General features: G+C 75.9%; 22 protein-coding genes. 13 read left to right on the forward strand and 9 right to left on the reverse strand.

Going from position 1 to position 21,961, the window contains the following annotated elements; translation table 11 throughout:
- Nucleotides 1–194: 194 nt before the first annotated feature.
- Nucleotides 195–932, forward strand: a complete 738-nt coding sequence (locus C8D89_RS05690; protein WP_116707120.1) for a GAF and ANTAR domain-containing protein — start codon at nucleotides 195–197, stop codon at nucleotides 930–932.
- 179 nt (nucleotides 933–1,111) lie between these two features.
- Here C8D89_RS05690 and C8D89_RS05695 read toward each other — a convergent pair whose 3' ends face one another.
- From C8D89_RS05695 to C8D89_RS05715, 4 genes are all read right to left on the reverse strand, one after another.
- Nucleotides 1,112–2,155, reverse strand: a complete 1,044-nt coding sequence (locus C8D89_RS05695; RefSeq protein ID WP_116707121.1) for an alcohol dehydrogenase catalytic domain-containing protein — start codon at nucleotides 2,153–2,155, stop codon at nucleotides 1,112–1,114.
- Between the two features lie 177 nt (nucleotides 2,156–2,332).
- Nucleotides 2,333–3,286, reverse strand: coding sequence for a helix-turn-helix domain-containing protein (locus tag C8D89_RS31300; RefSeq protein ID WP_479731919.1), 954 nt, complete (start codon nucleotides 3,284–3,286; stop codon nucleotides 2,333–2,335).
- A gap of 959 nt (nucleotides 3,287–4,245) precedes the next feature.
- The gene (locus C8D89_RS31070; RefSeq protein ID WP_423716707.1) at nucleotides 4,246–7,443 is read right to left on the reverse strand and encodes a CheR family methyltransferase; all 3,198 of its coding nucleotides are present in this window, start codon (nucleotides 7,441–7,443) and stop codon (nucleotides 4,246–4,248) included.
- A complete protein-coding gene (locus C8D89_RS05715) occupies nucleotides 7,440–8,441 on the reverse strand; it encodes a chemotaxis protein CheB (RefSeq protein WP_116707123.1) in 1,002 nt (333 codons plus the stop codon). The genes C8D89_RS31070 and C8D89_RS05715 overlap by 4 nt, the downstream gene beginning before the upstream one ends.
- A gap of 155 nt (nucleotides 8,442–8,596) precedes the next feature.
- Between C8D89_RS05715 and C8D89_RS05720 the strand changes: the two genes are divergently transcribed.
- From C8D89_RS05720 to C8D89_RS05750, 7 genes are all read left to right on the forward strand, one after another.
- Nucleotides 8,597–8,881, forward strand: a complete 285-nt coding sequence (locus C8D89_RS05720) for a hypothetical protein (RefSeq protein WP_116707124.1) — start codon at nucleotides 8,597–8,599, stop codon at nucleotides 8,879–8,881.
- A 40-nt stretch (nucleotides 8,882–8,921) separates the two neighbouring features.
- Nucleotides 8,922–9,317, forward strand: coding sequence for a hypothetical protein (locus C8D89_RS05725; RefSeq protein ID WP_133251824.1), 396 nt, complete (start codon nucleotides 8,922–8,924; stop codon nucleotides 9,315–9,317).
- Between the two features lie 77 nt (nucleotides 9,318–9,394).
- Nucleotides 9,395–10,045 carry a TetR/AcrR family transcriptional regulator gene (locus C8D89_RS05730; protein WP_116707126.1) on the forward strand — a complete coding sequence of 217 codons (651 nt, stop codon included), beginning with the start codon at nucleotides 9,395–9,397 and terminating at the stop codon, nucleotides 10,043–10,045.
- 58 nt (nucleotides 10,046–10,103) lie between these two features.
- The gene (locus tag C8D89_RS05735) at nucleotides 10,104–10,544 is read left to right on the forward strand and encodes a VOC family protein (protein WP_116707127.1); all 441 of its coding nucleotides are present in this window, start codon (nucleotides 10,104–10,106) and stop codon (nucleotides 10,542–10,544) included.
- Nucleotide 10,545: 1 nt separating this feature from the next.
- A complete protein-coding gene (locus C8D89_RS05740; RefSeq protein WP_116707128.1) occupies nucleotides 10,546–11,205 on the forward strand; it encodes a DUF3159 domain-containing protein in 660 nt (219 codons plus the stop codon).
- Between the two features lie 232 nt (nucleotides 11,206–11,437).
- A complete protein-coding gene (locus C8D89_RS05745) occupies nucleotides 11,438–12,631 on the forward strand; it encodes a hypothetical protein (RefSeq protein WP_116707129.1) in 1,194 nt (397 codons plus the stop codon).
- Nucleotides 12,632–12,734: 103 nt separating this feature from the next.
- Nucleotides 12,735–13,649, forward strand: coding sequence for a S1 family peptidase (locus tag C8D89_RS05750; protein WP_133251825.1), 915 nt, complete (start codon nucleotides 12,735–12,737; stop codon nucleotides 13,647–13,649).
- A gap of 32 nt (nucleotides 13,650–13,681) precedes the next feature.
- Here C8D89_RS05750 and thiE read toward each other — a convergent pair whose 3' ends face one another.
- Nucleotides 13,682–14,335 (reverse strand): thiamine phosphate synthase, encoded by a 654-nt coding sequence (gene thiE / locus C8D89_RS05755; RefSeq protein WP_116707131.1) that lies wholly within the window; start codon nucleotides 14,333–14,335, stop codon nucleotides 13,682–13,684.
- Between the two features lie 44 nt (nucleotides 14,336–14,379).
- Between thiE and thiO the strand changes: the two genes are divergently transcribed.
- The 3 genes from thiO to thiG all read left to right on the forward strand — a co-directional run bounded on the left by thiO (nucleotide 14,380) and on the right by thiG (nucleotide 16,573).
- Nucleotides 14,380–15,543 carry a glycine oxidase ThiO gene (thiO, locus tag C8D89_RS05760; RefSeq protein ID WP_165825586.1) on the forward strand — a complete coding sequence of 388 codons (1,164 nt, stop codon included), beginning with the start codon at nucleotides 14,380–14,382 and terminating at the stop codon, nucleotides 15,541–15,543.
- A gap of 71 nt (nucleotides 15,544–15,614) precedes the next feature.
- Nucleotides 15,615–15,815, forward strand: a complete 201-nt coding sequence (gene thiS, locus C8D89_RS05765) for a sulfur carrier protein ThiS (protein WP_116707132.1) — start codon at nucleotides 15,615–15,617, stop codon at nucleotides 15,813–15,815.
- A gap of 2 nt (nucleotides 15,816–15,817) precedes the next feature.
- On the forward strand, nucleotides 15,818–16,573 hold the full coding sequence (thiG, locus tag C8D89_RS05770) for a thiazole synthase (RefSeq protein WP_116707133.1): 756 nt from the start codon (nucleotides 15,818–15,820) through the stop codon (nucleotides 16,571–16,573).
- Nucleotides 16,574–16,698: 125 nt separating this feature from the next.
- Here the strand turns inward: thiG and C8D89_RS05775 are convergent, their stop codons facing one another.
- The 3 genes from C8D89_RS05775 to C8D89_RS05785 form a co-directional block, all read right to left on the reverse strand.
- Entirely contained in the window at nucleotides 16,699–17,139 is a 441-nt protein-coding gene (locus C8D89_RS05775; RefSeq protein WP_116707134.1) for an SRPBCC family protein, read from the reverse strand.
- Between the two features lie 128 nt (nucleotides 17,140–17,267).
- Entirely contained in the window at nucleotides 17,268–18,578 is a 1,311-nt protein-coding gene (locus tag C8D89_RS05780; RefSeq protein ID WP_207787078.1) for a cytochrome P450, read from the reverse strand.
- Between the two features lie 42 nt (nucleotides 18,579–18,620).
- Nucleotides 18,621–19,469: a hypothetical protein gene (locus C8D89_RS05785; RefSeq protein ID WP_116707135.1), complete on the reverse strand. Its 849-nt coding sequence runs from the start codon at nucleotides 19,467–19,469 to the stop codon at nucleotides 18,621–18,623.
- Between the two features lie 42 nt (nucleotides 19,470–19,511).
- Between C8D89_RS05785 and C8D89_RS05790 the strand changes: the two genes are divergently transcribed.
- Together C8D89_RS05790 and C8D89_RS05795 are read left to right on the forward strand one after the other, a co-directional pair.
- Complete coding sequence (locus tag C8D89_RS05790) at nucleotides 19,512–20,501, forward strand: D-2-hydroxyacid dehydrogenase family protein (RefSeq protein ID WP_243417880.1); 990 nt, start codon at nucleotides 19,512–19,514, stop codon at nucleotides 20,499–20,501.
- A gap of 48 nt (nucleotides 20,502–20,549) precedes the next feature.
- Complete coding sequence (locus tag C8D89_RS05795) at nucleotides 20,550–20,945, forward strand: hypothetical protein (RefSeq protein ID WP_116707136.1); 396 nt, start codon at nucleotides 20,550–20,552, stop codon at nucleotides 20,943–20,945.
- Nucleotides 20,946–21,089: 144 nt separating this feature from the next.
- On the opposite strand, the gene C8D89_RS05800 is transcribed toward C8D89_RS05795, so the two are convergent.
- On the reverse strand, nucleotides 21,090–21,953 hold the full coding sequence (locus C8D89_RS05800) for a hydroxymethylpyrimidine/phosphomethylpyrimidine kinase (RefSeq protein ID WP_116707137.1): 864 nt from the start codon (nucleotides 21,951–21,953) through the stop codon (nucleotides 21,090–21,092).
- Nucleotides 21,954–21,961: the final 8 nt, after the last annotated feature.

Consider the following 21,961-nt stretch of genomic DNA (forward strand, 5'->3'; position numbering starts at 1 on the left):
CGCCGAGCACGCCGCGGCGCCCGACCCGGGATCGTGGACCGGGAGCGGGCCTCGTGCGTGGGCCCGTTCGGGGGCTGGACGCCGAACGAATCGTTTGTACGATCCGCCGAGGGTGAACCAGTCGCCCGGGACTGACCTGCGTCCGGGGGCCCGCCGGTGGCTCGCGGACGCGTGCGACCCGGAGGGCGCGTCACATGGCTCGCAGCGGTCTTCACTCCACGGACCAGGAGCTCGTCGTCGCCCTGCGCGCGGCGTCGCAGGACCTCATCGACCAGCGGGTCATGCGCGACCGGGACGCGCTGCTCTCGCGTCTCGTGGTGTCGGCGGTCAGCATGGTCCCCGCCGCGGTCGGGGGCGGCATCTCGCGCACCGAGGGCCGCGAGGTGCAGTCCAGCCACGCCACCACGGAGGCCGTGCAGGAGCTCGACCAGCTCCAGGGGCGTCTCGGCGAGGGGCCGTGCCTCGATGCCGCCGAGCAGCCCCCGGACGACGGGATGCTGCTCGTCCGGGATCTCGGCGGCGACGACGCATCGCGCTGGCCGCGGTTCGCGCCGCGGGCGGTCGCGGCCGGGTTCCGGTCGATGCTGTCGGTGGCGCTCATCGGGAACGTCGGGGGACGCCGCTCCGCGCTCAACCTCTACTCCGGCCGGCCCGACGCGTTCGACGCCCACGCCCGGCTCACCGCCGGCCTGTTCGCCGGCCACGCGGGCGCCCTGCTCCACGGCGCCGACCATGCCCACGACCTGGGGATCGCGCTCGCCAGCCGCGACGTGATCGGGCAGGCCAAGGGCATCCTCATGGAGCGGTTCTGCCTCGACGGCGACGAGGCGTTCGCGATGATGGTCAAGTCCTCGCAGGACACGAACATGAAGCTCGCCGACGTCGCCCGGTGGCTCGTCGGCGAGGCCGAGCGCCGGGCGTCCCAGCACTGACCGTTCGCCCCGCCGGTCGTGCCCCCGCAGGCCGCGCCGCGGCACGACGCCACGACGAGCAGCGCGCAGGACCCGCTCCTCGTCGCCGCGCGGAGTCCGCCGCCGCGGTCCGGTGGGGCGCGCTCCTGGCGCTGCTCGTCGTCGTCGGGCTGGTGATCGCGTTCGTGCTGGTGCCCTGATCAGGGCGTGATGACGACCTTGAGGGCGAGGTTGGCCGCCGCGTTGGCGAACACGTCGTAGGCCTCGTCCATCTGGTCGAACGTGAACGAGTGCGTGCCCATCTTCTCGGCCGGGATGCGGCCGGACGCCACCATCTTGAGCAGGGTCGGGATCGACACGGTGTCGACCAGGCCCATGGTCAGCGTGACGTTGCTGATCCACATGTCCTGCATGGGCAGCTCGACCGGCGTGCCGTGCACGCCGACGTTGGCGATCGTCCCGCCGGGGCGCACGAGCGACGCGGCGGTCAACAGGGTCTCCGGATACCCGACGGCCTCGATGGCGACGTCGACGCCGAGCCCGTCGGTGAGCGCGACGACGTCGCCGACGGTCCCCGGGCCGACCTCGACGGCGTCGGTGGCGCCGAACTCGAGTGCCTTCTCCAGGCGGAACTTGTTCGAGTCGATCGCGATCACCTTCGAGGCGCCCCACAGCCCCGTGGTGAGCACCGCCGACAGGCCGACCGCGCCGGCGCCGACCACGGCCACCGTGTGCCCGGGCCGCACGTTGCCGGCGAGCACGCCGACCTCGTAGCCGGTGGGCAGCGAGTCGGCCAGGAAGATCGCCCGCTCGTCGCTGACCCCGCCCGGCACCGCGTAGAGCGAGGTGTCCGCGTAGGGCACGCGCACGTACTCGGCCTGGGTGCCGTCGATGAGGTGCCCGAAGATCCAGCCGATGCCGCCGACGGTCTGGCAGTGCGACGGCATGCCGCGCTGGCAGTACTCGCAGCGGCCGCACTTGGTGATCGCGGGGACGAGGACGCGGTCGCCCACCGAGAAGCCGCGTACCGCGTCGCCGACCTCGGTGACGGTGCCGACCGCCTCGTGACCGAGGATGCGCCCGTCGGTCACCGCGGCTACGTCGCCCTGCAGGATGTGCAGGTCGGTGCCGCAGATCGTCGTCGTGTCGACCTTCACCACAACGTCCGTGGGTTCCTCCACGTGCGCATCCGGGACGTCCTCCCAGGCCTTGTTGCCGGGACCGTGGTACACCAGTGCCTTCATCGTCGCCTCCGTGGGCTCGCCGCGCCGTCCGACGCCGCTCGACGCTAGTGGCGCGGGCCACACCGGTCTGTCCCATCCTGGGACGACCGGGCACCGCCGAGCCCCGCCGCGGACCGGGCACCGTCCCGGATGCGGGACGCCACGACGACCCGGATCACTCACGAGGCCGCAGGCCCGTCAGGCGATGTAGCTGATCCCGAAGGCGTCGATCTTGCGGTAGAGCGACGAGCGGGCGATGCCGAGCAGGGCCGCGGCCCGGTAGCGGTTGCCGCGCGCCTCGTAGAGCGCCTGGATGATCGCGTCGGCCTGGGCGGTCTCGAGCATCGACAACCGCGGGGCACGGCGGGTGAAGCACAGCGCGGGCAGGTCGGGCGGCTGCACGACGCCGACGGGCTTGCGGGCCACGACGTAGCGCAGCACGTCCTCGAGCTCGTTGATGTTGCCCGGCCACGCGTAGCCCTCGAGCACCCGCACGACCTGGCCCGGGCGAGGTCGCCGAGCTCGTCGGCCCGGTGGCGCAGCGCCGGGACGCGCACGGTCTCGTGGAAGTGGCGCAGCAGCAGACCGTAGGGCCGGCTCGCGTCCACCGAGGTCGTGTCGAGGCAGGCGACCACGACGACCGTGTCGGACCGGGCGAGCAGCAGGCGCAGTGACTCGTCGAGGCGCCGGGCCGACAGCGGCGTGAGGTGCTGCAGCCCGCGCAGCACGACGAGGTGGGGGTGCGCCGGGGGCCGGTCGGCGAGGCGGGCCAGCGGCTCGGTGGTGCGGGCGCCGTCCTCGGAGGGGTCGCCGTCGAGCACCGTGACGGTGCCGTCGCGCTGCAGCCGCGTGAAGTGCTCGACGGCCAGCGTGCGCTTGCCGACGCCGGCCTCCCCGACGAGCACCTGGTGGCGGCGCTGCGCGAGGTTGGCCACCAGCTCCTGCCGGGCGCGCAACGACGGCGTGAGCAGGTCGCGGTTGGCGCGCACCCGCGCCTCGGCCTGGCTGCGCTCGGCGGCGCCGTGCTCGTCGCGCAGGTCGGCGGCGAAGTCGCGCCGGGCCGTGGGCGCGACGTGGGAGCCCTGCCGGCGCCGTGCCTCGGCCTCGCGCCACGCGCGCTCGTCCACCGCCGGCCCGGCGCCGAGGATGCACCCGACGAGCGCCCCGTCACAGCGGACGTCACGCAGGGCCACCTCGGCGCACCCGCCGGACGAAAGGTCGACGTGCGTCGGGTCGGCGGCGCGCCCGAGGGCCAGGCCAGCGACGGCGAGGTCGGCGAGGGCCTGCTGGTCACCGGCCGGGAGGCGGCGCACCCCGGCGCCGAGCAGGACCTCCTCGCCGTCGGTGGCGACGGTCCACACCGCCCCGTCCGCGGCTGCCCCCGCGAGGGCGTCGTGCACGGCGAGGACCCGGGCGCGGCGGTGCCGGCGGTCCTGCTCGGCGACCTCGCGGGCGAGCTCCCGGACGAACGGGAGGTCGCGGGCGGCGCCGTCGCTCGCGTGGCGGACCACGACGACGGCGAGGTCCTCGCCCCCGTCCGCCGGGTCCACGGGCGCCGCGGCGGCGGCCAGGTGCCCCAGCGCGGGGTGCAGGTGCTCGGGCCCCTCCACCGCGACCGCGCACCCCTCGTGGAGGGCCAGGCCCGCGGCGGTGGTGCCGACGGCGTCCTCGGCGTGGCGGTGGCCGGGGACGAGGTGGACCGCGTCCAGCAGCTCGGCCAGCGCCGCGTCCCCGTCGCGGCGCACCTGCACCACGCCGGCGCGGTCGACGACGAGCACGGCGGCGTCGAGCTCGGGGTGCCGGGCGTGGACGGCGTCGACGACCCGCTCGGCGGCGACGACCCGGGGGCCGCGGTCCAGCCCCACCGCGGGCACGGCGAGCCGCCCGGTGTCGACACCCGCGGCCCGCGCCCGCTCCCACGAGGCGAGCACGTCGCGACGCACGAGGCCCGGGGCGACGGCGTCGCGCCCGTGGCGCAGGAACCGGCGCCGCGCGGCCTCGAGCTCCCGCGTGTGGGCCACGAGGTCGACGGTAGACGGGCCCGGGGAGCGGGGACAGGCCCCCGGCCGCCGAGGAGAGGCGCCCGCGTCCGCTCCGTCGGCCGGCGAGGGTCAGGACCGCAGGGTCTCGCTGGGCGAGCAGCCGTACCGGCGGCGGTAGGTCACCGAGAAGCGCCCCGGGTGGGTGAAGCGCCAGCGGGCGATGATGTCGGCGACGGTCCGCCCGCCGTGGGCGTCCGCGGCACGGAGGTCCTCGTGCGCGCGAGCGAGGCGGATCTCGCGCAGCTGCCCCAGCGGCGTGGTGTCACGCCAGCGGCGGAAGACCATCTGCAGGCCGCGCACACCGACCCCGGCCGCGGCCGCGACGTCGGCGACCTCGACGTCCTCGCCCGCGTGCTCCTCGAGGTAGGTCAGGGCCCGGCGCAGGGTCGCGGGCTCGGGCGGCGACCCGTTCGCGCTCGAGGGGCCCAGCTCGTCGACGACCTCCTCGGCGCAGGCGAGCAGCGTGATCCGCGTGCGGTCCGCACGCTCGAGCAGCGCATCGAAGGCCGCGTCCGGGGTGACCTGGTCGCGGCGGGCGAGCAGGACGCGCGCGGCGGCGAGGGTGTCGTGCGCCCGGACGGCGGGGTCCTGCCCCTCGCCGCCGCGACCCGCGGCCGCGGCCACGAGCCGGCCCGCGTGGTGGGCGAGCTCGGCCGCCACGGCGCGAACCGCCGGATCGAAGGCCCGGGGGACCCGCGCGGCCAGCGTCAGCGTCCCGCCGGTGGCGGCCCCCACCGGGAGCACGAGCAGCGAGGCCGGTGCGATGCCCTCCGCGGTGCTCCCACCGCCCTCGCGCAGCGCGGGCCACCGGGGATCGACGGCGACGTCCTCGACCGCGACGGACATGCCCGAGCGCGTCGCGGACGCCCGCGGGCCGCGCGCCACGGCCTCGACGGTCGACGCGGCGGCGTCGCCGGCCGACCGGACGAGCGTCGTACCGCCGCGCACGGGCACGGCGACCTGGGTCCAGTACACCGTCCCCGCGACGCGCAGCGCGTGGCGGCACAGCCCGTCCAGCTCCTCGACCGGGGCCTCGGCCGGCTCGAGCAGGGGCGTGGTGAACCGCTGGGCCTGCACGTGCGCTCGATGGGCGCTCCCGGTCATCTCCTGGGCCCGGCGACGGACCTCCGCGACCTCCGCGCGCAGCACCCGCGTGTCGGTGCGGACGAGTTGCGCCTGCGCGCCGCGGATCGACCGGTTCTCCGCCGCGTCGGGCGAGTCACCCGCCAGCGCCGCGGACACCGGCTGCCGGTCGATCGCCGCGAGCCGCCGGGAGAGGCCCTCGAGCAGGTCGGCCAGCTCGTCGACCTCGCTCGGCGCCGGCGCGGCCGTCGCGCGCTCGTCGGGGGTCACGACGGCACCGTCCCGGCGCCTGGCTGCTCCACCCGGTCCATGAGGATGACCGCCCCGTCGGGACGGTTGTCCCGTCCGGCCAGCGGCGTGACGGTGATGGCGAGCTGCACGGTGCGCCCCCGTCGGTTGATGGCGTCGATGCGGAGCGGGTCCTCCCCCGGGGGTGCCCCGTGGAGCACGTCGCGTACCAGCGGCCGCACCTGGTCGGTCGCCAGCCCGATGTCCAGGTTCAGCAGGTGCTGGCCCACCGCCTCGTCGGAGCGCAGGCCCCACAGATCGTCCGCGCGTCCGTTCCACGCCTGCACGATGAGGTCGGCGTCGACGACCACCACGGCGGTGCGCAGGCCCCCCAGCACCGACTCGAGGAAGTCGTTTGGCCCGGTCGAGCTGGGAGCTGCGGTCGCGCAGCTCGTCGTTCATCGACTGGAGCTCGTCGTTGGTGCTCTGGAGCTCCTCGTTGGTGGTCTCGAGCTCCTCGACGGTGCTCTGGAGTTCCTCGTTGGTGGTCTCGAGCTCCTCGACGGTGCTCTGGAGTTCCTCGTTGGTGGTCTCGAGCTCCTCGACGGTGCTCTGCAGCTCCTCGTAGGCGGTCTCCACCTGACGGTGCGCCGACTGCAGCTCGGCCGTCATGCGCCGGTACCGGGTGACGTCGGTGAAGAACAGGGCGACCGAGATGCCGTCCTCACCACCGTTGTCGAGCGGCACGATCTGGATGTCGAAGACCAGCGTCTCCGACGCCGAGCGCGCGAACTCGGCCTCGTGCTGCCACATCGGCGTCCGGTGCCGGCGGACGTCCTCGTAGGACGAGCGCAGGCCCGTGATCCGGTGGGCCAGCTCGAGCTCGGTGAACCGCCGCCCGATCTCGCGACTCGACACTCCCAGCTGCGCCTCCGCGCGCTGGTTGACCTTCGCCACGATCTCGTCGGGGGTCACGACGATCGCGGCCAGGGGGCTGAGCAGGAGCGCCTCGTCCTCGAGCTGGGCGTCGGTCCGGGCACGGGCGGCGGACGACCGGTCGGCGGCGCCGGAGAAACGCCCCCCGGCGTCCACGTGGTCCGACTTGCGGAAGAAGCGGCGCTTGGGGTCGATGGGGAGGAACAGCTCGGCGTGGCTCAGCAGCATCTCGGCCTTGCCGAGGAACAGCACGCCCATCGGGTTGAGGGCGAAGTGGAACCGGCGCAGGACCTGCGCCTGCGTCTCGGCGTTGAGGTACATCAGCGTGTTGCGGCACACGAGCAGGTCGAGCCGGCCGATCGGTGCGTCCTGCACGAGGTCGTTGCGCCCGAAGATGACGCTGCGCCGCAGATCGCTGCGGAACGTGTACCGCGCCGCGCTGCGCTCGAAGTAGCGGTCGCGCCACTCCGGGGGCAGCGTCTGCAGATCCTTGTCGGAGTAGGTGGCCTGGCGCGCCGTCACCAGCGCGTCGTCGTCGACGTCGGTGGCGTAGACCTTCACCCGCCGGCGGAACTCCTCCACGCCGAGCGCCTCGGCGAACACCATGGCCAGGCCGTAGGCCTCCTCGCCGCTCGCGCAGCCGGCGGACCACACGCGGACGGCCTCGCCCCGCCCCTTCGGCGCGAGCAGCTGGGGGACGATCTCGTCCTGCAGCTCCTGCCAGGCCTCGGGGTCGCGGAGGAAACCCGTGACGTTGATCAGCACCGTGTTGAACAGGTGGGTGAACTCGTCCTGGTCGACCTGCAGGAGGTCGAGGTAGTCGGCGAACGAGCTCGTCCCCACCTGCTGCATCCGCCGCGTCACCCGTCGGCGGATGCTCGAACGCTTGTAGCCCGTGAAGTCGAAGCCCCGGCTCTCCTTGAGGAACTCCAGCAGGCCCTCGAACGCGGCCTCCTGCTCGTCACCGCGGGGCTCGTCCGCCGGCGTGGCGTCGTCGACCGCCGCCTCGTCCTCGTTCATGCCGTGCCCTCGTCCTCCTCGCTGGTCAGGAGCTCACGCACCATCTTGGCCGAGACCACGGCGGCGTGGGCAGCCTCCCGTGCCCGGGCGGCCACGAGGTCCGAGCCACGTTCCGCGGCGGTCGTCGCGATCCGGTGCTGCAGGTCCGCCTTGTCCTCGAGCGCCTGCAGCGCGGTGGCCAGCACGCGCTCGATCCCGGTGTCCTGCTCGTGGCTCAGGCTGCGCTCGGACCACGCGTGGCCGATCCGGCAGCGGTAGCGCAGCATCCGGTCCTCGGACAGGTCGTAGAGCGGTCCCGAGCAGTCCGGGCAGGCCAAGCCCGCGGCCGGTCCGGGCGGCCCGGCGCCGAAGGTGCCCGGCGCGCGGCGCACCGCGTCGATCTCCCGGGCGAGACGGCTGCTCGGCCGGTGGCCGCCGAGGGTCGGTCGGGAGGTGAGCTGGGAGAACACGGCGCCGATCTCGGACAGCGGGCGGACGACGGCGCCCGGCACCTGCTCCAGCGCGGCGCGTGGCATCGAGTCGAACGTGGCCTCGGCCGGGTCCTGCACGACCGCGGTGCCGCCGTGACGCACGACGTCGAGGAGGCCCGCGGCGCCGTCGTCGAGCAGCCCGGTGAGCACGCACCCGACGCCGGCCGGCCCCGCCGCCTGGGCGATCGAGCGGAACAGGGGGTCGATCGCGGGCCGGTGACCGTTCTCCCGGGGCCCGCGCACCACCTCGAGCTGCCCATCGACGACGAGCAGGTGGTGATCCGGCGGGGCGACACGCACCTCGCCGACCGGGAGCTGCTCGCCATGGCGGGCGTGGCGGACCGGCAGGCGGCATCGTCGAGCCATCAGCTCGGGGAACACCGTCGGGCCCGAGGGCGACTGGTGGAGGACCACCAGCACGGTCGCGGGCAGCGCGGGGTCGAGCCGGCCCGCCAGCTCGAGGAGGCTCTCCACCCCGCCGGCCGAAGCGCCGATACCGATGAGGAACGGGGGTCCAGCCGGGTCCATCGGGGGTGCCTGCCTCTCACGGCGTCCGGGCGGACGGCGGTGCGCGCGGCTCGGGAGGAGCCGCTCGGCGGCTGCGGGTCAACCGGTGGGCGGCCATGGTAGACCGCATCGAGGCGCGGACCGGAATCCCGGCGCCCGGCGGAGACGGAGGACCGATGGACGAGCCGGAACGTCGGGCGGAGCTGGACCGGACGGCCGAGGACTGGCGCGCCGCCCGGGAGCACGCCGAGCACCTGCAGCAGCGCATCGGCGAGCTCGCCGAGCAGGTCGCCACGGCCGAGGAGGGCGTCGCGCACGCCTACGAGGCCTCCGCCCGCCTGCGCCCGCACGCCGCCAACCGCCTGCTCGCCCAGGCGCAGGAGGCGCGCGACTACGCCGCGAAGGAGCGCGAGGCCGCAGCGACGTGGACGCAGGACACCGAGCACGCTGAGGACCCCTGAGTGGACGGCCGTGCCCGGCGGCGTCGCTACGCTGCCGCTCATGCCCCTCGGGACGGCGCGTGACGGCCGCGCACGCCGCGCGGGATGGCTCGTCACCGCCGCGGCGTGCGCCGTCGCCGTGGCCACGCTGCTCGTCGTCGCCCTCGCCGAGCCCGGTCCGGGGCGCACCGCCGCGGTCGTCACCGCGGTGGTCCTGGCCTTCCTGCTCGCCGCGTGGCGGGCGGTGCGCGCGCGGCGGGACACCAGCACCGTCGCGGGCCTGCGCCCGATCTCGAGCTGGCTGGCCGCCTTCGCCTGGGCGGTGACCGTGTTCTCGGCGCTGGTCGCCCTCGCCGCGCCCGATGCGGGGGCCCGCGCCGTGATGGCCGGGCTGCTCGCCGGCTGCCTGCTGGTGCTGATCGGTCGCGGGGCCGAGCAGGTGGGGGCGCGGCGGTGATCGGGGTCGGTGTGGCCCGGACACCGTGTCCTGCATAGTTGGTCCCGGCACGCGCCTGGTGCCACCCTGGTCCGACCATGAGCGAGACGTCCCCCACCGACGGCCGGGCGCTCCGGTGGGCGGGGCACCGGGAGGCGCGCCGGCTCGAGATCGTGGACGCGGCCGTGGCGGCGATCGGTGAGCACGGCCCCGACGTCACCACCGAGCAGATCGCCGCGCGGGCCGGGGTGTCGCGGCCGGGCCTGTACCGGCACTTCGAGGGCCGGGACGACCTGCAGAGCGCGATCGCCGCGCGGTCGGTCGAGCGCCTGGTCACCGAGCTCGAGCCGGTGTGGCGACCGCACGGGCGGCCCTTCGAGATGCTGGCGCGGGCCCTGCGGGCGCACCTGCGCTGGCTGTCGGCCAACGGGAACGTCTACCGCTACCTGAAGCGCACCTCGTTCGGCACGGGCGGCGAGTCGGCGACCACCAACGTGCGGGCCACCGTCGCCGAGCACGTCGCCGGCATGCTCGTCGACGGCTCCCTCGGTGCGGAGATCGAGCCCGCCGTGGCCCACCCGCTGGCCTTCGGGCTGGTCGGGATGGTCGATTCGGCCGCGGCGCACTGGCTGGACGCGCCGCACGGCGCCTCGCTCGACCAGCTCGTCGCGCAGCTGACCGAGGCGTGCTGGGCGGTCATCCGCGCGACGGTGGGCCCCGCGCGGCTCGACGCGGCCGGGAGCCCGTAGATCGCGCGTGCTCCCGCGGTGCGACGATGGAGGTCCCGCCGGAGAGAGGATCCGACGCATGGCGATGCGCCGCTCGTTCCCCACCGTCCTGTCCGACCGGCTGCCCGAGACCCGCGACTTCTACGTCGACCTGCTGGGCTTCGAGGTCGCCTTCGACAGCGACTGGTACGTGGCCCTGCGCCGCAGCGACCGCGACGCCGAGCACGAGCTGGCGCTCTGGGCCGTGGGTCACGAGCTGGTGCCGCCGCCGTACCGCGCCGACCCGGGCGGGGTGATCCTCACGTTCCTCGTCGACGACGTCGACGCCGTCCACGCCGAGGCCCGGCGGCTGCGCATCCCGGTGGTGGCCCCGCCCCGCGACCTGTTCCACGGCCGACGCCAGATGCTCGTCACCGACCCCAACGGCATGCTCGTCGAGGTCTCGAGCCCGAGCACCCCCTCGCCGGCGTTCGCAGCGGAGATCCGTCGCCGGGGACGCGCCCCGGAGACCACCGGCTGACGTGCCGCGGGACCGCGCGCCGAACCCGCTGGCCGAGCTCCTCGGCGGGCGGGGACAGGCGCTCGACGCGTCGCTGCCGTCGGTGGCGTTCGTCGTGGCGTGGCTCGCCGCCGACGCCCTGGCCGTGGCCCAGCCGGTGCTGGTGGGGGGCGTGGCGGCGGTCGTGGTCGCCGCCGGCGTCGCGCTCTGGCGCCACCGTCGCGGCGAGCGTCCGCGCGCCGTGGCCGTCGGGCTGCTCCTGGCCGTCGGCGCCGCGTTGCTCGCGCTCTACACCGGGCGCGCCCAGGACTTCTTCCTGCCCCGGATCGTCGCCAACGCCGGCAGCCTCGCCGCCTGGCTGGTCTCCATCGCGATCCGCTGGCCCCTGCTCGGTCTCGTGGTGGGCGCGCTCACCGGCCACCCCACGCTCTGGCGGCGCGACCCCGACCTGGTGCGCGGCTACAGCCGGGCGAGCTGGGTGTGGGTGGGCCAGTACGCGGTGCGCGTCGTGGTGTTCACGGGCCTGTGGGCGGCGGACCAGGTGGTGGCCCTCGGGATCGCCCAGGTCGTGCTGACCTGGCCGCTCGTCGTGGTCTGTGTCGCAGCCTCGTGGCCGCTGGTTCGCTCGGCCCTCCCACCCGGGCACCCTGGGCCTCGACGTCCCGTCGTCCAGGAGTCCTGAGGGGCCTCTGAGCTGGGGATGTGGGGCCGTCCGGACCAGTCATTGGGCCGGTCGGTTCACACCATCTGCGTCCGCGGGTGAACGCTCTCACGCCCGGGCAACGAGGCACGATGGCGGGCGTCGTCCGTTGTGGTCGGTGGGTGCGTCGAACGACGCGGGCGCACCCGCCGGCCTGCCAGCCGGCACCCCGCCAGGAGCCGTCCCACCCCGCGATCCGCGCCAGACGGGAGCCATGTCCGAAGAGAACTCCGAAAAATCCGGGACCTCGTCCTCCGGCATCGGTCTGACCTTCCCGCAGATCATCGCCAGCGCCCTGGCCGCCGCGACCGCGGCGATCCTGGGGTCGTTCGTCGGCGTGCTCGGCACGATCGGCGGCGCCGCCGTCGCGTCGATCGTGAGCACCGTCGGCTCCGCGCTCTACCAGCGCTCGCTCGAGGCCACGCGCGACCGCGTGAAGCAGCGCCTCGTGGTCGCCGGTGCGGGCAACACCAAGATGGCGGGCGTCGTCGGGAAGGTCGCCGGCCAGGTGCCGGGCAAGGCGATCCCGCAGCAGCAGGGACGCGCCGGGAGCGGCTCGGCCCAGGCCGCCGCACCGACCCAGGCGCACCCGACGCGCCGCGTGCCCTCCCCGCCGACGCCGGGCCCGGGGGTGCCGATGCCCGGCCAGCAGCAGGCGCGGCCGGGCACGCCCGCCTACGACCCGACCCGCCGCGTCCCCGGGCCGTCGGGCCCGCCCACCGGGCAGCCCGGCGTGCCGGGACGGGTGGCGCTGCGGGCCGAGGGCCTCGCGGACCCGACCCGGGTGCACCCGCAGGTCGGACCGCCCACCGGCGCCCGCCCCACGGCGGCCATCCCGCAGAGCCGCCAGCAGGGCACCCCGCCGGGCGGCGGGCCGACCGCGGTGTTCCCCGGTGGCCCGGGTGGTCCGGGTGGTCCGGGTGGTCCGGGTGGCCCCGGTGGTCCGGGTGACGACGCGGTCACGCAGGTCGCCGCGCTCGAGCCGGAGCCGAAGCGCCGCATCTCGCTGCGCGCGCTCGGCTGGAAGACCTGGGTGACGGTCGGCGGCGTCGCGGCCAGCGTGTTCGTCATCGCCCTGCTCGCGTCCTTCGGTGTGGAGACCGCCGTCGGGCAGCCGCTCTCGGGCGGGTCGAGCGGGACGTCGGTCGGCAGCCTGTTCGGTCAGGAGACCCAGGCCGGCGAGGCGACGACGACGGCCCCGGACTCCGCGACCACCGACGAGGAGACGGCGACCTCGACGCCCGCCGAGTCGGAGCAGCAGCAGAGCACGCAGGACGAGGACACCGCGACCTCGCAACCGGGCAGCACCAGCAGCCCGCAGTCGCCCCGCACCTCGCAGGGCGGGGGCCTGTCGGACCTGGTACCCGGAGGCTCCAACGGTTCCGGTGGGGCCGCCACCAACGGCTGAGATCCCGCCGCGCCACCCCTCGACGGCCGGGCGAACGCTCTAGCGTTCGCCCGGCCGTCGTCGTTCGTCCGGACGGCGCAGCGCGAGCGAGGTGGGGGTGGGCATGCGTCGGCGGCGCGGCACGGGGCTGCTCACGCTCGTCCTGCTCGCCGTCGCACTGCTCGCGGCGCCCGTCCCGGCCGGGGCGGCCACCCCGGACGAGCTGGCCCGGGTCAAGCAGCGCCTCGACGCCCTCGCCGAGGAGCGGGGGGCGCCGGCCGCGGTCAGCGCGTGGTGGGTGGACGCGGCCACGTCGACGGTCGTGCTCGCGCTCAACGCCCGCCCCCGCGACGCCCGGGGAGCGGCCTGGGTCGACGACGCGCGCGCGGTCGACCCGGCCGTGCGCGTGGTGGAGGGCGTGGCGGCGCCGATCCCGCGGGCGGACCCGCCGCCGTACGACCTCGTGGGCGGCGACGCGATCCGGCTGGGCGGGAGCCGGTGCTCGGCCGGGTTCTCCGCGCGCACGGCGGACGGCGCGCCGCGGCTGGTCACCGCCGGGCACTGCACCCAACGCGGCGGCGACGTGGGCGGGGCGAACGGCGCGCCGCTCGGACCGGTGCGCAGCTCGGTCTTCGACCGGACCGGGGACTGGGGCGTGGTCGACGTCGGCCCGGGATGGCGGCCCACCCCGTTCGTGGCGGCCGAGGCCTCCACCACACGGGCGGTCACGGGCACGGCGACCGCGCCCGTCGGCGCCCCGGTCTGCCGCTCGGGCTCGACCACGGGCTGGCGCTGCGGCACGGTCACCGCGGTCGACGTCACCGCGAACTACGCGGCGGGCCCGGTGCGGGGCCTCGTGCTCACCACGGCGTGCAGCGAGGGCGGGGACTCCGGCGGGCCCTTCGTGGCGGGCAGCTCGGCGCTCGGCGTGCTCTCCGGCGGCACCGGCGACTGCACCACCCCCGGCGGCACGAGCCTCTACCAGCCGATCGACGAGGTCCTGCGGGTCGAGGGGCTGACTTTGGCTGCCGCCTCGTGAGCGCGTGCCCGTGCCAGGGCACGGACAACCGCTCACAGGCGCTCGCGCAGGCTCCGGGCGGCGGCCTCGGGGTCGTCGGCCTCGGTGATCGCGCGGACGACGACGACGCGGGTGGCCCCGGCCGCGACGACCTCGTCGATGCGGGCGTGGTCGATGCCGCCGATCGCGAACCAGGGGCGTTCGTGCCACGCGGCGGCGGTGCTGCGGACGAGGTCGAGGCCCGGGGCCGGGCGACCCGGCTTCGTCGGCGTCGGCCAGCACGGGCCGGTGCAGAAGTAGTCGACACCGGCCTCCACGGCGGCGTCCGCGGCCTGTTCCTCGTCGTGGGTGGAGCGCCCGACGAGGACGTCACCGCCCAGGACGCGCCGGGCCCACGACACCGGGAGGTCGTCCTGGCCCAGGTGCAGTACGTCGGCGCCGGCGGCCAGGGCGACGTCGGCGCGGTCGTTGACGGCGAGCAGGGCGCCGTGGCGCCGGGCCGCGCTGCCCAGGACCGCCAGCGCGGCCAGCTCCTGGCGGGCCTCGAGGCCCTTCTCGCGCAGCTGGATGACGTCGACCCCGCCGCGCAGCGCCGCGTCGGCGAAGTCGGCCAGGTCGCCGCGGTCGGCGCGGGCGTCGGTGCACAGGTAGAGCCGGGCGTCCTGCAGGCGGGCGCGGCGCTCGGCGTGGGTCGCGAGCCTCGTCACCGTCGCGACGGTATCGCCTACCGTCGGGAACCGTGCGGGACCGAATGGTCGTGGTGGGCGCGGGCGCCGTGGGCGCGGCGGTGGCGTGGTCGGCGGCGCGCGAGCAGCTCGCCGGCGAGGTCGTGCTCGTCGACCCGGACCCGGGCTCCGGGGCCTCGCGGGTCGCGGGCGGGATGCTCGCGCCGATCACCGAGGCGTGGCCGGGGGAGCAGGAGGTGCTCGAGCTCGGCGCGGCGTCCCTGGCGCGCTGGCCGGCGTTCGCCGAGGCGGTCGCCGCGGACGCCGGGGGGCCGGTCGGGCTGCGCACCGAGGGCACGCTGCAGGTCGCGACCGACGCCGCCGACGTCGCCGACCTCGACCGCGTCGTCGAGCACCTGCGCGCCTGGGGCCGGGACGTCGAGCGCCTGTCGGGGCGCGAGGTGCGTCGCCGCGAGCCGGCGCTCGGCCCGGCGGTGCGCGCGGGCCTGGCCGTGCCCGACGACCTGGCCGTCGACAACCGCGCCCTGCTCGCGGCGCTGACCGCCGCCGGGCGGGCGCGCGGGGTGGTGACCGCCCGGCGTCGCGTCACCCGGGTGCTCGACGACGGGGCGCGGGTGACAGGGGTCGAGCTCGGTGACGACGTGCTGGAGGCGGACCGCGTCGTCGTGGCCGCGGGGGCCTGGTCGTCGGCCCTGCACCCCGCGCTGGCCGACCGCGTGCGCCCGGTCAAGGGCGAGATCCTGCGCGTGCGGGCCCGGCGGTCGTCGCTGCCGCCGCCGGTGCGCACGGTGCGGGCCGCGGTGAGCGGGCGCCCGGTGTACGCCGTCCCGCGGGACGAGCGGCGCGTGGTGGTGGGTGCGACGCAGTACGAAGCCGGCTTCGACCCCGACGTGCTGGTCGGCGGGGTGCGGGACCTGATCGCCGACGTCGAGCGCGTCCTGCCCGGCATCGCCGACTACGCGCTCGAGGAGACCGCCGCGTCCTTCCGCCCGGGCACCGACGACAACCTCCCACTGCTCGGCCCCGTCGGGCCGTCGGGGCTCGTCGCGGCGACCGGGCACGGGCGCAACGGGATGCTGCTGGTGGCCGTCACCGTGGACGCGATCACCGCCGTGCTGCGCGGCGAGGCCCTGCCCGACGCGGCCCGTCCCGCCGCCGCGGACCGGTGGGCGCCCGGCGCGCGTACCGTGGACGGTGGAACCACGGGAGCCCGGACGGACGCGGGCTGAGAGGGGGCCCATCCGGCCCCGACCGTCGAACCTGATCCGGGTCATGCCGGCGCAGGGAGTGGGAGCGGCCGATGGACGTGTGGCTCAACGACGACCGGCGCGACGTGCCGTCCGGCACCACCGTTGCCGCGTTGATGGCCGAGCACGGGGTGCCCGAGCGCGGCGTCGCGGTGGCCGTCGACGGCGCCGTCGTGCCACGCGCGGCGTGGGCGGCGACGGCGCTCGTGGAGGGCTCGCGCGTCGAGGTCCTCACCGCGGTGCAGGGAGGGTGACGATGGATCCGCTGGTCATCGGCGGGCGCAAGCTCGGCTCACGCCTGATCATGGGCACCGGGGGCGCGGCGAACCTGGCGGTGCTCGAACGCGCGCTGGTGGCCTCGGGCACCGAGCTGACGACGGTCGCGATGCGCCGCCTCGACGCCGGCGGCGGGCCCGGGGTGCTCGCGCTGCTCGAGCGCCTGGGGATCGAGGCACTGCCCAACACCGCCGGCTGCCGCACCGCCGCCGAGGCCGTGCACACCGCGCGGATGGCGCGCGAGGCGCTGGCGACCGACCTCGTGAAGCTCGAGGTCGTCGCCGACGAGCGCACGCTGCTGCCCGACCCGATCGAGCTTCTCGACGCCGCCGAGCAGCTCGTCGACGACGGGTTCACGGTGCTGCCGTACACCAACGACGACCCGGTGCTGGCGACGAAGCTGGCCGAGGCCGGCTGCGCGGCGGTCATGCCGCTGGGCGCGCCGATCGGGACGGGGCTGGGGATCCGGAACCCGCACAACATCGAGATGATCACGGCCGCTTCTCCTGTGCCCGTGGTGCTGGACGCGGGCATCGGCACGGCGTCCGAGGCCGCGCAGGCGATGGAGCTGGGCTGCGACGCGGTGCTCCTCGCGACCGCCGTCACGCGCGCGTCCGACCCCGAGGCCATGGCGACCGCGATGCGCCTCGCCGTCGAGGCCGGGCACCTGGCCCACGGCGCCGGACGCATCCCCCGCCGCTTCTGGGCCCAGGCCTCCAGCCCCGGTTCGGAGTAGTGCCCATGTCAGCGGTGGGCCACCGCAGACACTGAGTGTCCGTGACGCCACACGCTCGCGTCACGTGGCCGTCGCGAGGACCTCGGCGTGCGGGGGAGTGCCCGTGACCCCCTTCGGGCGTCGAGTCAGGCGTCCGACTCGGCGAGCGCCTTGAGCCGCGGCAGGGTCTGCTCGATGCTCCGGGCGTTGATCGTCGGGAAGGCGGTGCGGTCGATGATCGCGGGGCCGAGCGAGGTCGACCAGTCGAAGGTCTCGGTGACCCGCGTGCCGCCCGACGGGGTGGGCGTGAGCTCGTAGCGCCAGCGGTGCCGGCCGAAGTGCCGCCAGGCGATGCGCCGGTCCTCCTCGAACTCCACGACGGTGTTGGAGATCCGGTACGGCAGCCGGATGCGCATCGCGACGCCGAACCGCGCGCCGAGCGACAGGCGCGACGGCCCGGAGATCGCCGAACGCACGGTTCCCGAGCCGTCGAAGTCGGGGTGGCGCCGGGGGTCGGCGAGCAGGTCGAACACCCGGCTCGGCGGGGCGTCGATCTCGATCGAGCGGGAGACCTGGCGTTCCGTCACGCCGACCCCCTACCCGCGCGCCGGATCGAGGATGCGGAGTTCCTGGCGTTGAACGCCAGCAATGCCGCTTTGCTCGAACACCCCGTGTTCGATCGACGAGCACCCCGTGTTCGATCGGAGCGGCGAGGTCAGGCCAGGGCCACGGGCAGGGCGTCGACGCCGTAGACGATCGAGGTGGTGCGAAAGGGCTGGTCGTCCAGGGGCGCGGCGTCGGGGGCGAGGCGCAGGCCGGGGAAGCGGCGCAGCAGGGCCGGGTAGGCGGTGCGCAGCTCCATGCGGGCGAGCTCGGCGCCGATGCAGCGGTGGATGCCGTGCCCGAACGCGAGGTGCGGCGTCGGCGGGCGACGCGGGTCGAAGCGCTCGGGGTCCGGCGTCAGGCGCGGGTCGCGGTCGGCGCCCGAGAGGGACACCAGCAGCGCGTCGCCGGCCGAGATGGCCACGCCGCCGAGGGTCATGTCCTCGGTCGCGAAGCGCGGGAACGCGATCTGTACGACGGTCAGGTAGCGCAGCAGCTCCTCGACGAACCCGTGCACCGCGTCGGGCTCGTCGCGGACGAGCGCGAAGCTGTCGAGGTCGCGCAGCAGGATCATCGCGCCGAGGGCCAGCATCGATGCCGACGTCTCCAGCCCCCCGGTGAGCAGGCCGTCGGCCAGCTCGGCGAGCTCGTCGGTGTCGAGCTGGTCGCCGTGGTCGCGGATCAGCTGCCCGAGCAGGCCCGGGCCGGGTTCGACGCGCTGGCGCTCGACGACCCCACGCAGGTAGACGAGCGACTCGGAGATCTTGTCGAACGCGGCGGCCCCGCCGAGGACGTCGAACCGCGCCGTCGACAGCGCCTGGAACTCCTCGCGCTCGGAGTACGGGATGCCCAGCAGCTCGCAGATCGTCAGGGACGGGATGGGTGTGGCGAAGTCCCGCACGAGGTCCACGGGCTCACCGGCGGTGGCCAGCGCCTCCATGGCGTCGAGGCGGTCCTCGACGATCTCGGTGATCCGCGGGCCGAGCCGGGCCAGGCGCCGCGTCGTGAACTCGGGGGTGAGCAGGCGCCGCAGACGCGTGTGCTCCGGCGGGTCGGTGAAGCCGAGCCCTCCCGGGTTCTGGCCCTCCTGCACCCCGGCCTGGCCGACGAGGTGGGAGAAGTCGTTGGACAGGCCATTCGTCCGCCCGAGGACGGCGCGGGCCTCCTCGTGGCCTGTCACGAGCCACGCCGTCACCCCGAACGGCAGCGGGAAGTGCCGCACCGGAGCGTCCTCACGCGCCTCCCGCAGCGCCGGCACGGGGTCGAGCCCGTCGCGGCGCAGGGGCATCAGGGCGTGGTCGGGGAGCAGCGTGACCGGGTCGAGGCCCCGCCGGCTGCGCCAGGCGAGGTACCGGCGAGCCGCCCATCCCACCAGGCGCGCACGCAGCGCACCCAGGCGAGATCGGTCCACCACCGTGCTCATGCTGCCCTCCCCGCCAGCCGTACCGCCGACCGGGGGCCGAGGCTAGGACGTCGGCGAGCCCGGGGGACCCGGAGGACGGGGTGTGTCACCCCACCGTTCGTCGGGGTCGGTCCCCGAGGCCGGACCGGGCCGGCGCCACGCGGTGCTGTCCGGATCCTCCCCGACGGCACCGTCGCCGCCGACGGCCGGGGTCACGGACGCGGGGGCGTGGACGAACGTCGGGCCCCGCAGACCGAGGCGGGCGAGCTCGAGGTCCGCGAGGCTCGCCAGCACGCGCGGATCCCCCCGGCGCCAGCCGCCGGCCGCGCCGGGCACGGCGCGCGCCAGCCGCCGCGGCGAGCCGTGGGCGAGGGCTCGCAGCGCGAGCAGGTCGGCGTCCCCGGCGCCGGCGTCGCCGCGCAGCCCGTCGCGCAGGGCGAGCACGGCCCGCGCGGCGAGCATCCACCGCACCCGCAACGAGAGCCACAGCACGGCCACGGGGACGAGCGCGAGCACCACGAGCAGCCACGCCAGGCCGGTGGCGAGCGACTGCACCGCGGCCACCTCCTGCTGGCCGGCCTCGACCAGCGAGTCACCGGCGCGGGTGCCGGTCGACAGCGCGCGGGCGAGGTCGTCGCCGACGAACGGCAGGCCGGCTGCGGTGTCGGCGGCGGAGCCGAAGGTGTCGCGGACGGTCTCGCCCGCGCCGCCGAGCCGGCGTCCCGGTTCCTGCAGGGTCAGCACCGCGTCGTAGAGCAGCACCGCGGCCGAGACGACGACCGCGGCCCAGGTCAGCACCGCGACGTCGGCGAGGAACTGCCGCGCCCGCCGCCGTGGGCGCTCGGCGTAGACCGGCCAGCGGGCCCTGGTCGGGCGCAGGACGGGCACCGGGTCGACGTCGTGGGGCGGCACGGCGGGTGTGTGCCCTCGAGGGTCCAGGGGCACACACCGCGCGTGCCGACCCCGCGCCGCCCACCTCACCGAATCGCCGTCCTCGACGACTACCAGCAGGTCGCGTCCACCCACGCCGACTGGGACTCCCTCGCCGCGCAGGAGGTGACGTTCTTCGCCTCCCACCTCGGCGGTGCGGACGGCGTGGTCGCGGCCCTCGAGCCCTACGACGTCGTCGTCGCCATGCGCGAGCGCACCGCGTTCCCCCGCGAGGTCCTCGAGCGTCTCCCGCACCTGCGTCTCCTGGTGACCACCGGCCCCGCCAACGTCGCGATCGACGTCGCCGCGGCCCGGGAGCGCGGGGTCACGGTCTCCGGCACCGGCGGGGTCAGCCCGTCCACGCCGACCGTCGAGCTGACGTGGGCGCTGATCCTCGCCGTCGCCCGCCACGTGCCCGCCGAGGACCGGGCGGTGCGTGAGGGCGGCTGGCAGCACACCGTCGGCCACGACCTCGCGGGCCGGCGCCTCGGCGTGATCGGCCTCGGTGGCCTCGGGAAGCCCGTGGCGACGGTCGGGCTCGCCTTCGGCATGGACGTCGTCGCCTGGAGCCAGCACCTCGACCCGGACGACGCCCGCGCCGCCGGCGTCACCCCGGTCGGCAAGGACGAGCTGCTCGCGACGTCCGACGTCGTCACCCTCCACGTCAAGCTCTCCGCGCGCACCACCGGCCTCGTCGGCCGCGACGACCTCTCGCGGATGAAACCGACCGCGCTGCTGGTCAACACCTCGCGCGGGCCGATCGTCGACGAGGACGCGCTGGTCGAGGCCCTGCACGCGGGCACGATCGGCGGGGCCGGGCTCGACGTGTTCGGCACCGAGCCGCTGCCCGTCGACTCGCCGTTGCGCACGCTGCCGAACACCGTGCTCACCCCGCACCTGGGCTACGTCACCGAGGGCTCCTACGACGTCTTCTATCGCGACGCGGTGGAGGACATCGCGGCCTGGGCCGACGGGGCCCCGATCCGCGAGCTCGGCCCCGGCGACGGCGGCTGACAGCCGGTTGCAAGTCGGCGGCAAGGTGGCCGGTCCATCCTCGCCGGCGTGACCCTCGCACCACCCGCCTCCGCCGCCGCGGTCCCGCACGACGTCCGCCGCCTCGCCCGGCTCGTCGAGGGCCTCGCCGCGGGCTCCGAGACGGTCCCCCCGCGCCGGGCGCAGGCGATCGACGAGTGGGTCGGGCAGACCTGCGCGGAGCTGCGGACCGAGCACGACCCGGACCTGTGCGGCCTGGTCGACGAGGTCCGCCGCGGCACGCGGACGGTGGTCCGTGCACTGCTGGAGCGCCCGGCGACCGTCGCCACGCCCGACGACTTCGCTCGCATGCGGACGCTGGCCCGGCGCCTGGACGAGCTCGCCGCCCTCCTCGACGGGGTGGAGCGGGAGGTGCCGGCGGGCCGGCGTGGGCGTCGCGTGCGCCGCCGGGTGTTCGGCACCTGAGCCGCAAGTCGTTCACAAGTGGCGCGGTCGATGCTCACGGGGCGTCGATCGTCCCGATCGGGCCCCCCGGTGCCAGCGATGCGGCTTTGCTGGCGTTCGACGCCAGGAACGCCACATCCTCGCCCGCGCCGGGTTCACGCTGCCTCAGCGATGCGGCTGCACCGCCCACAGCGGCGACACCGGACCCACGCCGGCGCCGAGGGGGTAGGACTCGGCGACGGCGCGGCGGATGTAGCGCTCGGCCGACGCGACGGCGTCGGGCATCGCCAGGCCCCGGGCCAGCGCGGCGCACGTCGCGCTGGCCAGGGCGTCCCCGGCGCCGTGGACGTGCGGGGTGTCGATGCGGGGGCCGGTGAACTCCCACGTCCGCTCGCCGTCGAAGAGCAGGTCGACCACCTCGGGCGAACCCCGGAGATGCCCGCCCTTGACCAGCACGTAGCGCGGCCCCAGCGCGTGCAGCGCCTCCGCGGCCTCGCGTGCGGTCGCCGCGTCGGTGACCGTGATCCCGACGAGCAGCCGGACCTCGTCGAGGTTCGGCGTCGCCAGTGCCGCCCGCGGGAACAGCCGGCCGCGGATCGCCTCCATCGCGTCCTCGGCCAGCAGCGGCTCGCCGGCCATCGACGCGGCGACGGGGTCGACGACGAACGGGACGGACGTCGATGGTCCGGCTCCGCGGCGCTCCGCGTCCGGGTCGGCGCCGCGCCCGACCCCGACCTCGTCGACGACGTCGGCCACCGCGTCGATGATCTCGCGCGACGCGAGCATCCCCGTCTTCGCCGCGCCCACACCGATGTCGGTCACGACCGCGCGGACCTGCGCGGCGACGGTGTCCGGTGGCACGAGGTGCACCCCGGTGACGCCGAGCGAGTTCTGCACCGTCACCGCGGTGACCGCCACGCACCCGTGCACGCCGCACGCCGTCATGGCCCGCAGGTCGGCCTCGAGCCCGGCGGCGCCGCCGGAGTCGGAGCCGGCGATGGTCAGCGCGCGCGGCGGGGTGTCGGCCATCGACCCAT

The sequence above is a fragment of the Actinomycetospora cinnamomea genome, assembly GCF_003096675.1.
Lineage (GTDB): Bacteria > Actinomycetota > Actinomycetes > Mycobacteriales > Pseudonocardiaceae > Actinomycetospora > Actinomycetospora cinnamomea.